We start from the raw sequence: 13,138 nt of genomic DNA on the forward strand, positions 1-13,138 counted from the left end.
GGCTGCCGGGATGCCCGCCCGTTACAGGATCGGGGCGTTAGCCCCAGATCAGCAAGGCAACCAGCCCGACGCTGCCGACAACCAGCCGCCACCAGCCGAACAGCGAATAGCCGCGCCGAGAGACGTAGTCGAGCAGGAAGCGCACGACGATGAGCGCCGAGACGAAGGCGGCGATGAAGCCGACGCCGATGATCGGCAGGTCGGCCGATGTCAGGACGTTGCGGTTCTTGAACAGGTCGAAGGCAAAGGCGCCGACCATGGTCGGCATGGCGAGGAAGAAGGAGAACTCGGCGGCCGCTCGCTTGTCGACGCCCAGCAGCAGCGCGCCGACGATGGTCGAACCCGAGCGCGACGTGCCGGGGATCAGCGACAGGCACTGGAAAAGGCCGATCTGCAGATAAAGCCGCGTCGGGAAGCGCTCTACATCGCGGTAGACCGGCTTGAGCTTCATACGGTCGACCACAAGCAGGACCACGCCGCCGATGATCAGCATGATGCAGATCAGCTTCGGCGATTCGAACAGCACCGTCTTGATGAAATCATGCGCCAGCGCCCCCAGAAACGCCGCCGGCAGGAAGGCGATGAGGATGCCAAGGACGAAATGCCGCGTCAGCCGGTCATGCGGCAGATCGAGCAGCATTTTCCAAAGACGGCCGAAATAGACGCTGAGGATGGCGAGGATCGCGCCGAGCTGGATCAGGATCTCGAATGCCTTGCCGGTCGATTGGAAGCCGAGAAAGTGGCCCGCGAGCAGGATGTGACCCGTCGACGAGACCGGAATGAACTCCGTCAGACCCTCCAGAAGACCGAGCAGCAAGGCTTCGACGATGGTCTGGCTTTCCATGGCAACCCCGGCAATCGATTGGCGGCTAATAGAACGGCTTGCTTGTCATGGCGCGGAAGTGCCCCTATAGGTCGCTGCACCCTGACAGCCCGCTAACACGAGCGGCAAAGACTTACCGGCGCATCCGGCGATTCGCCAGTGCGCTTTGACCATCACGGACCCATGCTGACGCTTTTCCACCATCCCATGTTCGCCACGTGCCGCTTCGTCCGCCTTGCGTTCGGCGAGTATGGCGAGGAATTGGCCCTGATCGAGGAAAAGCCGTGGACGCGGCGCAAGGAGTTCCTGGCGCTGAACCCGGCCGGCACCCTGCCGATCCTGCTCGCCGAAGGCGACGTGCCGATCGTCGGCGCCATGGTGATCGCCGAATATCTCGACGAGACGCGCGGCGTCTTGAAGCGCGACAAGCGGCTGTTTGCAGAAGATCCGATGCAACGCGCCGAAATCCGCCGGCTGACCGACTGGTATCTCACCAAGGCCGAAGGCGAGGTGACCCGGCATCTGGTGCGCGAACGCGTGCTGAAGCCGGTCATGCCGGAAACGGCGGGCGGAGGCTCGCCCGATTCGGCGGCGATCCGCGCCGCGCGCGCCAATATCCGCCAGCATCTGAAATACACCAACTGGCTGGCCGGCACCCGCCACTGGCTGGCCGGCAGCAGGGTCACCTATGCCGACCTGGCGGCGGCGGCGACGCTGTCGGTGTTGGATTACCTGGGCGAAATCGACTGGCGCGAACATGCCGCGGCGCGCGAATGGTACACGCGGGTGAAGTCGCGGCCCTCCTTCCGGCCGCTTCTGACCGACCGGGTGCGCGGGATATCGCCGGTGTCGCATTATGCGGACCTCGACTTCTGACGCGTCAAAACTGCGCGCGCTGATCGACGCGGAGGTGCATCGCGCCGGCTTCGATGCCGTCGCCGTCACCACCCCCGATGCGATTCCGCTGGCGCCGGCCAGGCTTGCCGAATTCGTCGCCGACGGCTTTCACGGGTCGATGCAGTGGATCGCCGAGACGCTGGAGCGGCGCAGCGAACCGATGGCACTGTGGCCACAGGTCCGCTCCATCATCGTGCTGGCGATGAATTACGGCCCCGACCACGATCCGCGATCGATCCTGGCCAAACGCGACCGCGGCGCGATCTCCGTCTATGCGCGCAACCGCGACTATCACGATGTCATGAAGGGCCGGCTGAAGGAGATCGCCGGCAAGATCGTGGCGCGCGCCGGCGGCGACGTGAAAGTGTTCGTCGACACCGCGCCGGTGATGGAGAAACCGCTGGCGGAAGCGGCCGGGCTTGGCTGGCAAGGCAAGCACACCAACCTCGTCAGCCGCGAGCACGGCTCCTGGCTGTTCCTGGGCACCATCTTCACCACCGCCGAACTCGCGCCGGACCGCGCGGAGATCGACCATTGCGGCTCCTGCCGCGCCTGTCTCGACGCGTGCCCGACCGATGCCTTTCCCGCGCCCTACCGGCTCGATGCACGGCGATGCATCTCCTATCTCACCATCGAGAACAAGGGGCCGATTCCCCATGAATTCCGCGAAAAGATCGGCAACCGCATCTATGGCTGCGACGATTGCCTCGCCGCTTGCCCGTGGAACAAGTTCGCGCAGGCGGCTTCCGAGGCCAAGCTTGCGGCGCGCGACGATCTGCGCGAGCCGGCATTGGCCGACCTGCTTGTCCTCGATGACCCCGCCTTCCGCACATTCTTCTCCGGTTCGCCGATAAAACGCATCGGCCGCGACCGCTTTATCCGCAATGCGCTGATCGCCGCCGGCAATTCCGGCGATGCTGGGCTGGCCGGCATCGTATGTACCCTGCTGGACGATACGTCGCCGCTGGTGCGGGGCGCGGCGATATGGGCGCTGGCGCGGCTGGTGCCCGATACCGAATATTCCGAACGCGCCGTTGCCGGCCTGAAGACGGAGAGCGACGAGACCGTTCGCGACGAATGGCGGCTGGCGCTGTCAAAGCCAAATCCAATCGGGACGCATGCATGACCAGGAAGCATATCTTCATTTTCGGCGCCGGCTATTCGGGCAAGGCTTTTGCCCGCGCCAACTCCGAAGCCGCCACGATCTTTGGGACAACGCGGTCACCGGAAAAATTCGAAGCGCTGCGCCAAGCCGGCATCGCTCCCCTCGCGTTCAACGGCACGCTGACACCGGAGATCGGCGCGGCGTTGCGCAAAACGACACATCTGGTGATCTCAGTCGCGCCGGAGGAGGCCGGCGATCCCGTGCTGAACGCCGCCCGGAAGGCGATTTTGACCGAAATGCCCGCACTGGAATGGATCGCCTACCTTTCAACTGTCGGCGTCTACGGCGATCATGGCGGCGGCTGGGTCGATGAAACAGCCGAATGCCGGCCGGTATCAAAACGCTCGGTGATGCGGGTGGCGGCAGAAGAAGACTGGCTGGAACTGGGCAAGGAAATCAGCCGGCCGGCGGCCATCCTGCGCCTTTCCGGCATTTATGGGCCGGGTCGCAACGCCTTGGTCAACCTTGAAAACGGCACCGCCCGGCGGCTGGTCAAGCCCGACCAGCTGTTCAACCGCATCCATTGCGAGGACATCGCAGGCGCGCTCTGGCATCTCGCCGACGGCAATCGTGGCGGCATTTTCAACGTCACCGACGATCTGCCGGCACCGCCGCAGGATGTCGTCACCTATGCCGCTTCGCTGATGGGTGTCACACCGCCGCCCGAAATTCCGTTCGATGGCGCTGAGCTTTCGCCGATGGCGCGATCCTTCTATGGCGAGAACAAGCGCGTTGCCAATGCCGCGATCAAGGCGACAGGATACAGCTTCCGCTTCCCGGACTACCGCGCCGCCTTCGACCATATGTGGAAGTGCGGTGACTGGCGCGACGGCGCGGCGCGCAGCCCTATGCAGCGCTAGATCAGGATGATGATCGGGTTGGCCGTGCTGATCTGTCGCTTTGCTGGAGCATGATCTCTGGACAAACGGAAACCGTTTGTCCGAGAAAACCCTTTACCACTTTTCGCGATCATGCCCTGGCGATCGAAGCAAGCAGCGTTGCGTGCTATGATTCGGCCCTGGGATTTCGGTTGGGGGCCCGTTTAGATGAAGACAGCGTTGCGGCCATCTCTTTGCAAAACGCCCTTGCTGGCCGCTGTTCTCGGTCTGCTCGCCCTAGGGGTACAACCGGCGGCGGCGCAGGAGCGGGCAAAAGACCTGTTCGGCGCTAAGAAACTGCCGACGGCAACGGCCCCACAGTCCTTCGGCTTCTATTCCAAGGGCTGCTTTGCCGGCGGCGTCGCCATTCCCATGGCCGGACCGACCTGGGAGGTGATGCGACCGTCGCGCAATCGCCGCTGGGGCCATCCGGCGATGATCGCGCTGATCGAGAAACTGTCTGTTGACGCCGTCGCCGACGGCTGGCCGGGCCTGTTGATCGGCGACATCGCGCAGCCGCGTGGCGGCCCGATGACCACAGGCCACGCCTCGCACCAGATCGGACTCGACGCCGACATCTGGCTGACGCCGATGCCCAGTCGCCCGCTGTCGATGGCGCAGCGCGAGAGCATGAGCGCCACCTTGATGGTCAACGAGAAGACCCATCTGGTGAAGGACGCGCTGTGGACGCCAGCGCATACAAGGCTGCTGAAGCGGGCGGCGAGCTATCCTGAGGTCGAACGCATCCTGGTCAATCCGGGCATCAAGAAGAAGCTGTGCGACACGGTCAAGGGCGACCGCGGCTGGCTGCGCAAGATCCGGCCGTTCTGGGGCCACGACTATCATTTCCACATGCGCATCGGCTGCCAGCCGGGCTCACCCAGTTGCAAGGGGCAGGAAGCGACCCCTGCGGATGATGGTTGCGGCAAGCCGCTGGCATGGTGGTTCACCGAGGAGCCGTGGCGGCCCAACAAGAATCCGGATGCACCCAAGGCACGCGACCTGATGACGATGGCGAACTTGCCCAGGGAATGCCAGGCCGTGCTCGAGGCGCCGGGACCAGTTTCCGCCGAGGCCGCCACCTACCATGGCGGCGGCGTGCCGATGGCGACCGCGGCGCCCGAGCCAGAAGCGCCCTCGCCTCCGGCAACTGCCGGCGGCGGCGAGCCTGCCCTGCCGGCCTCCGCCAATGCCTTTGCGGCAACCCCGGAGGGCGGCGTGCCGCTGCCGCGGCCGGGAAACTGACGCCTTGGTCATTTCCGGGTGTTGAATCGGTTTAGCCTGCCGTTTTTATGAAATAGTGGCCGTTTGGCCGCAGAACATGCCTCTGTTGGCCGCCGGTTTCGAAAACCGATTTCCCTTTTCAAACTCATGCGCTAGTCAACGGATGAACGGCGATATGCCGTCAGGGGCGCCGGGGACGGACGAGAGCATGCCAAGCACAGGTGACAACGGCGCTTTGTTGCGGTTTCCGATCCTGATCGGTGATATCGGCGGCACCAATGCGCGCTTCTCGATCGTTGTTGACGCGAACTCCGAGGCGGGCGAGCCAACCATCGTTCAAACAGCCAATTTCAACACCATCGACGAAGCCATCCAGGCGGCGGTGCTCGACCGATCGTCGATCCGCCCCAATTCGGCGGTGCTGGCCGTTGCCGGACCTGTCGACAGCGACGAGATCCAGCTCACCAACTGCCCCTGGATCGTGAAACCCAGGCAGATGTTCGCCAATCTGGGCCTGAGCGACATTGTCGTGCTCAATGATTTCGAGGCGCAGGCACTGGCCGTCGTGGCACTCGGCGAGGAGCATATGGAAAAGATCGGCGGCGGTGCCCCCGAGCCCAGTGCCGGACGCGTGGTGCTCGGCCCCGGAACCGGACTCGGCGTCGCCGGGCTGATCTATGCGCTAAATCACTGGATACCGGTGCCGGGCGAAGGCGGCCATATGGATATCGGCCCACGCTCGACCCGGGATTTCGAGGTTTTCCCGCATATCGAGAAGCTTGAAGGCCGCATTTCTGGCGAGCAAATCCTGAGCGGGCGTGGACTGGTCAACGCCTACCGGGCAGTGGCCAAGGCCGACGGCAAGCCGTCGCCCTTCACCACACCGGCCGAAATCACCGCCGCTGCACTGGCGAAAGCCGATCCTGTCTCGGAGGAAGCACTGTCGATGTTCGTCACCTGCCTCGGGCGCACCGCTGGCGATCTCGCAATGGTATTCATGAGCCGCGGTGGAGTCTTCCTGACAGGAGGCATTGCCCAGAAGATCGTGCCGGCGCTGAAGGAAGGCAATTTCCGCGCCGCCTTCGAGGACAAGGCGCCGCACAGCGAACTGATGCGGACCATGCCAGTCTACGTGATCACCCATCCGCTGGCCGCCCTTTCGGGGCTTGCCGCCTATGCCAGAAACCCATCGTTGTTTGGCGTCCAGACTGCGGGCCGGCGCTGGCGCGACGAAGTTAGTCACCCCAAGGCATAGGCAAACCGGCGCCATGGCGCTATGAGGGGGGCCAAATTGCAACCCGGCTGCGGGAAGCGGAAACCGACGAAGCGCTCTGATTTGACTCCTCAAACCCCAACCAAGCAGAAAGTCCGGCCCGGCGAGGTCACGGCGGTGCTCCGCCGCATCCTCACTGAAAACGGTACCGAGTATCGCTGGTCGTATGTCGTGGCCATCGCTTGCTTGCTGATCGTTTCGGGCACGACCGCCTTCACGGCCTGGATCATGGCCCCGATGGTCAACCAGATATTCTACGAACGGCGTGGCGACGCGATCGTGTGGATATGCGCCGGCTTCATGGGATCCTTCATGCTGCGCGGCTTCGCCGGTTACGGCCAGGCCGTGGCGCTTGCTCAGATCGGCAACAATCTGGTGGCGCGCTACCAGAAGCGCATATTCGATCATCTGATGAAGCTCGGGGTCGGCTTCTTCAACGACACCCGTTCGGGCCGGTTGGCGGCGCAGGTCAACGAAAATGTCGGCGGCATTCGCGACTTGTTGTCATTGACACTGACCTCGATCACCCGCGATGCGGTAACGCTGGTCGGCCTTCTCGGCGTCATGATCTACCAGGACCCGGTATTGTCGCTCAGCTCGCTGCTGATCGGACCGCCGCTGATCTGGGCCGTGGTGTACATCACCAGTCGACTGCGTCGCATCAACCGCGAATCCGTGCTGATCAATTCCCGACTGACCGGAGCCATCCAGGAAGCCACTCAAGGTATCGCCATCGTCAAGGCCTTCACCATGGAGGAGGCGCTCGCGCGTCAAATCGGCGCCATGGCCGAGACGGCAGAGCAGCGGAACAACAAGATAGCGCGCGTCTCGGAGAGGCTGGGGCCGATTTCCGATATACTGGCCGGTTTCGCCGTTACCTCCGTCATCGCCTATTCCGGCTACCGCGCCCTGGTTCTCGGGCAGCCGCCAGGTGCGGTCTTCTCGTTCATCACCGCGCTGATCATGGCCTATGACCCGGCGAGACGCCTGGCGCGCATGCAGGTCGGCATGGAGCGGGCGCTGGTCAATGCCCGCATGATCTACGAGCTTCTCGATCTCGAGCCGAAGCAGGGTGATGCGCCGGGTGCCACCGAGGCGCGCTTCACCACTGGCGAAGTGCGGTTCAACAACGTGTCTTTCCGCTATGTCGAGGACATGCCGGTCCTGCAGGATCTGAGCTTCGTCGCGGCCGCCGGCAAGATGACCGCCATCGTCGGCGCATCCGGCGCCGGCAAGACGACGCTGGTGGCGCTGCTGCAGCGTTTCTACGACGTCGAGGCCGGCACGATCGAGATCGATGGCCAGGACATTTCCAAGCTCACCAAACAGTCGTTGCGCGGCTCCATCGCCTATGTGTCGCAGGCGCCCTATTTGTTCGAGGGCACCATCCGCGACAACATCCGCTATGGCCGGCCCTCGGCGACCGACAGCGACATCGAGCTGGCCGCGAAGCTGGCCGCGGCCGACGAGTTCATTCGCCAACAGCCGCAAGGCTATGACACGCCGGTCGGCGAGAACGGCGCGACGCTCTCGGGCGGCCAGCGCCAGCGCGTGTCGATCGCCCGCGCCATCGTGCGGCAGGCGCCGATCCTGCTGCTCGACGAGGCGACCTCGGCGCTCGACAACGAAGCCGAGGCCCGTGTCCAGCAGGCGCTCGTCGAGGTGATGGAAGGGCGCACCACCATCGTCATCGCGCACCGGCTGTCGACGGTGGTCAACGCCGACCACATCATCGTGCTGGAACAGGGCCGTCTGGTCGAAGAGGGCACGCACGCCTCGCTGATGGCCGATCCGCACAGCGTCTATGCCCGTTTCCACCGGATACAGGGCAACAAGGGGCTGGGTCTGGTCGACGACACCCAGCCGATCCAGACTTCGGCGCAGGATATACGGGCCAGGAAAACGGTCGGGGGGAACACATGAGCGACACACCCGGTAGCGACACTCCCAGTGGAGACATGGGCCTGGTGGTCGTGGGTGCTGCCGGCCGCATGGGGCAGGCGCTGATACGCGCCATCCACACCATTCCGGGCGCGCGCGTTGCCGCGGCGATCGAGCGGGCGGACTCGCCGCATCTTGGCAAGGATGCCGGCGAACTGGCCGGCATCGGCATCATCAACGTGCCGATATCAGACGATCCGCTGCCGGCCTTCGCCAAGGCCGACGGCGTGCTCGACTTCACGACACCGGCCTCCACGGTCGAATTCGCTGGCTATGCCGCACAGGCGCGCATCGCCCATGTCATCGGCACCACCGGCTGCTCGGTGGAAGACAATGCCAGGATCGCGGCGGCGGCGCGCCACGCGACCATCGTCAAATCCGGCAATATGAGCCTCGGCGTCAATCTTCTGGCGGTGCTGGTGGAGCAGGCCGCGCGTGCGCTCGACGCCGACGATTTCGACATCGAGATCCTGGAAATGCACCATCGCCACAAGGTCGACGCGCCATCTGGCACGGCGCTGCTGCTTGGCGAAGCCGCCGCCGCCGGGCGTGGCATCGATCTCGATGGGAACAGCGTACGGTCGCGCGACGGCCACACCGGCGTGCGCAAGACCGGTTCGATCGGCTTTGCCGCGCTGCGCGGCGGGTCCGTGGTCGGCGACCATTCGGTGGTGCTGGCCGGCACCGGCGAACGCATCACGCTTGCCCACCATGCCGAGGACCGCGCCATCTTCGCGCGCGGCGCCGTCAAGGCGGCGCTCTGGGCACGCGGCAAGAAGCCGGGACTGTATTCCATGCGGGACGTGCTCGGCCTCAGCTGAGCGGACCACAACCTGTTTTAACGCAATTCCGGACGGAAAACTGCTTCACACTTTTCCTGGAATTGCTCGCGAAGGGAGCAAAAATGTCGAGAACTCTCGTGCTCGTGCGCCATGGCCAGAGCGAATGGAACCTGAAGAACCTGTTCACCGGCTGGCGCGATGTCGACCTGACCGAGCAGGGCCACGCCGAGGCCAAGGCCGCCGGGCAGAAGCTGAAGGCACGTGGCCTGAAATTCGACATCGCCTTCACCTCTGTGCTCTCGCGTGCGCAGAAGACCTGCCAGCACATTCTCGACGCGGTCGGCCAGAGCGATCTCAAGACCATCCGCGACCAGGCGCTGAACGAGCGCGACTATGGCGATCTCTCCGGCCTCAACAAGGATGACGCCCGCCAGAAATGGGGCGAGGAGCAGGTGCATATCTGGCGCCGCTCCTATGACGTGCCGCCGCCCGGCGGCGAGAGCCTGAAGGACACCGGCGCACGCGTCTGGCCCTATTATCTGCACGACCTGCAGCCGCATGTGCTGCGCGGCGGCACAGTGCTGGTGGCGGCCCACGGCAACTCGCTGCGCGCGCTGATCATGGCGCTGGACGGCAAGTCTGGCGAAGAGATCGTCAAGCTGGAACTGGGCACCGGCGTGCCCGTCATCTACACGCTGAACGCCGATTCGACGGTGGCGTCGAAGGAAGTGCTGGACAGCTGAGCCGGCAAGCGAGCAAGAGCTTTAAAAAAGCGCGTTGACACACATCGCTTGCCCGCTTACATGAGCCCGCACCAGCCCAGATGGCGGAATTGGTAGACGCGCACGGTTCAGGTCCGTGTTCCGCAAGGAGTGGAGGTTCGAGTCCTCTTCTGGGCACCAAATTCCCGTTTCGAACCAGTCGATGGTTCCGAGACTAGAAAGAAAAAGCCCGGTTCGTCCGGGCTTTTTCTTTATCCGGCCCATCGAGCCTGCCCGATGTCCTGATGTCAGCGAACTGACAGGTTCCCCCTGCCAGTGTCCCGCCGGATCACGACCACCAAGGCTCGGTCACGGGACCGCTTCGCCGGCCGAATCGCCACCGTCTCATCGATGGCTGCCGAGCGCATCGCTACCGGACAAAGCTTTGACAAGATCGCGGCTAGTTTAAAGAATTCAAAACTGGAATTTTCGAATGAATCCCACCTATGCCAGCTCCCAGAAGGCCATTCATTGGGCCGTGTTTCTGCTGGTCATCGGCCTTTATGGCCTGACCTACGTGGTCGACCTTTTTCCGCGCGGCGATCCCGGCCGTGCGCTGGTCTGGTGGCTTCATATCTCGTTTGGGCTGTTGCTCTTCGCACTGGTTGTCGTCCGCGTCGGCTTGCGCCTGGCACTGGGAACGCCCGGCCTGCCAGCGGAAATGTCACAGCTTGAACAATGGGTAGCCAAGATCGCGCATCTGTTGCTCTACGGACTGCTTGTGGCCATTCCCATTCTCGGCATCCTGTTGACATGGTACCGGGGCGACGCCTTGAGCTTCTTCGGTCTCTTCACCATCCCGGCGCCATTTTCGCCGGATCGCGCCACGGCCGGGTTCATCAGGCAGCTGCACAGCCTCTGCGCCAATGCGATCCTTATTCTTGCGGGGCTGCATGCGGCGGCTGCGCTCTGGCATCATTTCATCCGCAGGGACGACGTGCTCAAGCGAATGCTGCCGGGGACAAGTGGCTCGTGATCGCGGTTCAGACTACACCGGTCGGATGCAAGCCGCGTGGTGCCGTCTGCCATGTTTGCGGACGCGCACAGCTGGCGCTTGGATGAAATCGCCGCTGAAGTCCCTTGCGATGGTGGGACTGTGCGGGCTCGTTCTTGCCGGGCCGCTTGCCGCGCGTGCGGACGGGGATGATGACGGCGATCATGATCGGGCACGGGATCTTTACGAGCGCGGCGAAATAAAGGGCCTGTCCAACATCCTGGCCGTGGTTCGCGCCGAGACCCCCGGCGATATCGTGGCTGTCGATTTCATCCGGATAGGCGACAGGTGGGTCTATCGGTTCCAGGTCGTTGCCGCCGACGGACGTCGCAGGATCGTCGATGTGGACGCCGGCGCCGGGGTGCTGATACGCAGCAGGGGCGGCGACCGATGAAGATCCTGCTCGCCGAGGATGAACCCCGTATTGCCGGCGACATCGCGGCGGTGCTCAAGACGGCTGGAATGGCCGTCGATAGCGTGCGCGACGGCGAAGCCGCCTGGTTCGCCGGCGACGTCGAGAATTACGACGCAGCGATTCTGGATCTCGGATTGCCGAAGCTCGATGGCCTGACAGTGCTGAAGCGCTGGCGGGCCAACGGCCGCCGTTTTCCCGTTCTGATCCTGACCGCGAGGGGCCTGTGGACCGAGCGCGTCGAAGGCATCAATGCCGGCGCCGATGACTACCTGCCCAAGCCGTTTGAAATGGAAGAGTTGCTGGCGCGGCTGCGCGCGATCCTGCGCCGTTCAACGGGCCAGGCGGCGCCGGTGCTGAAATCCGGCCCCTTGCTGCTGGACACGCGCCAGATGCGCATTTCGCTGCGCGGCGTTCCCGTCGCGCTGTCGCCGCTGGAATACCGGCTGATGGCGTTCCTGATGCATCATGCCGGGCGCGTGGTGGCGCCGACCGAACTCGCGGAGCATCTGTACGATTCGGGCAATGATCGCGATCCCAACGCAATCGAGGTGATCGTCGCACGCCTGCGCCGCAAGCTCGGCAACGATGTTATCGAAACGCGGCGCGGGTTCGGATATTTCGTGCCCGACGAGCCGCCCTGATGGGAAACTCGATCCGCTTCAGGCTCTGGTCGGCGGCAACCATCTCGATCCTCGTCGCTCTCGCCATTGCCGGGGTCGGGCTGCGCTATCTGTTCGAACTGAATGTCGAGCGGCGTATCGTCAGCGAACTGACCGTCGATCTCAACGAGCTGATCGGCGCGACCAGCTTCGCTGCCGACGGCCGGCTTTCGGTCGAGGCCGACCTGACCGACCCGCGCTTCATCAATCCGCTGTCCGGCCACTACTGGCAGGTGGAAGACCTGACCAGCCATAGCCTGGTGCGCTCGCGTTCATTGTGGGACGCAACGCTTGCGTTGCCCGACCAGGGGGCGAGCGGCGAACTGAAAAAGATCGAGGAGCTCAAGGGGCCAGGCGGCGAACTGACCATTGCCGTTGTGCGCACCATCACCGATGCCGACGGCCGGTCGTTTCGCGCCACCGTGGCGGAAGACCATCGCAGCGTCACAGTGTCGGTGCGCGAATATGTCAGGGATCTCGTGCCTGCGCTCATCATGCTCGCGGCCGCTCTCATGGCGGCCTTCTTCATCCAGATCACCGTTGGCCTTGCGCCGCTGGAAAACTTGAGGGTAGCCGTGCGAAACGTGATCGCGCAGCGATCGGCACGGCTTGACGGTGTGGCGCCGCGCGAGGTGCAGCCGCTCGCCGACGAAATCAACCGCCTCCTCGATGCGCAGGAGAAAGCGCTCGCACGGGCCCGGTCGCGCGCCACCGACCTGGCACACGGCCTCAAGACGCCGCTGCAGGTGCTGTCGGCCGACATCCGCGCCCTGCGCAAGAAGGGCGAGACCGAACTCGCCGACGAGATCGAGAAGAGTGCTGGAGCGATCCGACGTCATGTCGAGCGGGAACTGGCGCGCGCCCGTCTGGCGCCCGGCGTTTCCAGCAAGGCATCGTGCCGGGTCGGGGAAACCGCGGCCGGCGTCATCGCCGTCATCAAGCGCACGCCGGGCGGCAAGCGGCTCTCGTTCCTGATCGACGTCGCGGAGGATTTCATGGCGCCGGTCGATGAGGGCGACCTGTCGGAGATCCTGGGCAATCTGGTGGAGAATGCGGCGCGCTTCGCAACATCCTCGGTTCAGGTCAATGCGTGGGCAAGCGGCGGCGAGGTCTCCATCGCCGTCGCCGATGATGGCCCGGGCATACCGGACGCAGATCGGGAATCCGCCCTGTCGCGCGGGGTGCAACTGGACAGCAAGGGCGGCAGCAGCGGGCTAGGCCTGGCCATCGTTTCAGACATTGTCGAAGCCTATGGCGGACGCCTGACGATGACCAATGCCGACCCCGGCCTGGTCGTGACCATCGCCCTGCCCCGACACGGCTGAT

Annotated in this window: 13 protein-coding genes and 1 tRNA gene; 13 read left to right on the forward strand and 1 reads right to left on the reverse strand. The window is 64.2% G+C overall.

Annotated features, from left to right (window positions below; all coding sequences use genetic code 11):
* Positions 1-37: 37 nt before the first annotated feature.
* Positions 38-844, reverse strand: a complete 807-nt coding sequence (locus ABVQ20_RS23205; RefSeq protein ID WP_354461800.1) for an undecaprenyl-diphosphate phosphatase — start codon at positions 842-844, stop codon at positions 38-40.
* A gap of 162 nt (positions 845-1,006) precedes the next feature.
* Between ABVQ20_RS23205 and ABVQ20_RS23210 the strand changes: the two genes are divergently transcribed.
* The 13 genes from ABVQ20_RS23210 to ABVQ20_RS23270 all read left to right on the forward strand — a co-directional run bounded on the left by ABVQ20_RS23210 (position 1,007) and on the right by ABVQ20_RS23270 (position 13,137).
* Complete coding sequence (locus ABVQ20_RS23210) at positions 1,007-1,699, forward strand: glutathione S-transferase family protein (protein WP_354461801.1); 693 nt, start codon at positions 1,007-1,009, stop codon at positions 1,697-1,699.
* Positions 1,680-2,846, forward strand: coding sequence for a tRNA epoxyqueuosine(34) reductase QueG (queG, locus tag ABVQ20_RS23215; RefSeq protein WP_354461802.1), 1,167 nt, complete (start codon positions 1,680-1,682; stop codon positions 2,844-2,846). Before ABVQ20_RS23210 ends, queG begins: the two co-directional genes overlap by 20 nt.
* A complete protein-coding gene (locus ABVQ20_RS23220) occupies positions 2,843-3,745 on the forward strand; it encodes an SDR family oxidoreductase (RefSeq protein ID WP_354461803.1) in 903 nt (300 codons plus the stop codon). Before queG ends, ABVQ20_RS23220 begins: the two co-directional genes overlap by 4 nt.
* A 186-nt stretch (positions 3,746-3,931) precedes the next feature.
* Entirely contained in the window at positions 3,932-5,008 is a 1,077-nt protein-coding gene (gene mepA, locus ABVQ20_RS23225; RefSeq protein WP_354461804.1) for a penicillin-insensitive murein endopeptidase, read from the forward strand.
* A gap of 187 nt (positions 5,009-5,195) precedes the next feature.
* Positions 5,196-6,242 carry a glucokinase gene (locus ABVQ20_RS23230; protein ID WP_354461805.1) on the forward strand — a complete coding sequence of 349 codons (1,047 nt, stop codon included), beginning with the start codon at positions 5,196-5,198 and terminating at the stop codon, positions 6,240-6,242.
* 21 nt (positions 6,243-6,263) lie between these two features.
* Positions 6,264-8,183 carry an ABC transporter ATP-binding protein gene (locus ABVQ20_RS23235; protein WP_354461806.1) on the forward strand — a complete coding sequence of 640 codons (1,920 nt, stop codon included), beginning with the start codon at positions 6,264-6,266 and terminating at the stop codon, positions 8,181-8,183.
* The gene (gene dapB, locus ABVQ20_RS23240; RefSeq protein WP_354461807.1) at positions 8,180-9,022 is read left to right on the forward strand and encodes a 4-hydroxy-tetrahydrodipicolinate reductase; all 843 of its coding nucleotides are present in this window, start codon (positions 8,180-8,182) and stop codon (positions 9,020-9,022) included. Before ABVQ20_RS23235 ends, dapB begins: the two co-directional genes overlap by 4 nt.
* Before the next feature lie 83 nt (positions 9,023-9,105).
* Positions 9,106-9,726, forward strand: a complete 621-nt coding sequence (locus tag ABVQ20_RS23245; protein ID WP_354461808.1) for a 2,3-bisphosphoglycerate-dependent phosphoglycerate mutase — start codon at positions 9,106-9,108, stop codon at positions 9,724-9,726.
* Positions 9,727-9,800: 74 nt separating this feature from the next.
* Positions 9,801-9,885 (forward strand) — tRNA-Leu (locus tag ABVQ20_RS23250).
* Positions 9,886-10,177: 292 nt separating this feature from the next.
* The gene (locus tag ABVQ20_RS23255; protein WP_354461809.1) at positions 10,178-10,720 is read left to right on the forward strand and encodes a cytochrome b; all 543 of its coding nucleotides are present in this window, start codon (positions 10,178-10,180) and stop codon (positions 10,718-10,720) included.
* 82 nt (positions 10,721-10,802) lie between these two features.
* Complete coding sequence (locus ABVQ20_RS23260) at positions 10,803-11,132, forward strand: PepSY domain-containing protein (protein ID WP_354461810.1); 330 nt, start codon at positions 10,803-10,805, stop codon at positions 11,130-11,132.
* On the forward strand, positions 11,129-11,794 hold the full coding sequence (locus ABVQ20_RS23265) for a response regulator transcription factor (RefSeq protein WP_354461811.1): 666 nt from the start codon (positions 11,129-11,131) through the stop codon (positions 11,792-11,794). The genes ABVQ20_RS23260 and ABVQ20_RS23265 overlap by 4 nt, the downstream gene beginning before the upstream one ends.
* The gene (locus ABVQ20_RS23270; RefSeq protein ID WP_354461812.1) at positions 11,794-13,137 is read left to right on the forward strand and encodes a sensor histidine kinase; all 1,344 of its coding nucleotides are present in this window, start codon (positions 11,794-11,796) and stop codon (positions 13,135-13,137) included. The genes ABVQ20_RS23265 and ABVQ20_RS23270 overlap by 1 nt, the downstream gene beginning before the upstream one ends.
* Position 13,138: the final 1 nt, after the last annotated feature.

This window comes from Mesorhizobium shangrilense (genome assembly GCF_040537815.1).
Taxonomy (GTDB): domain Bacteria; phylum Pseudomonadota; class Alphaproteobacteria; order Rhizobiales; family Rhizobiaceae; genus Mesorhizobium; species Mesorhizobium shangrilense.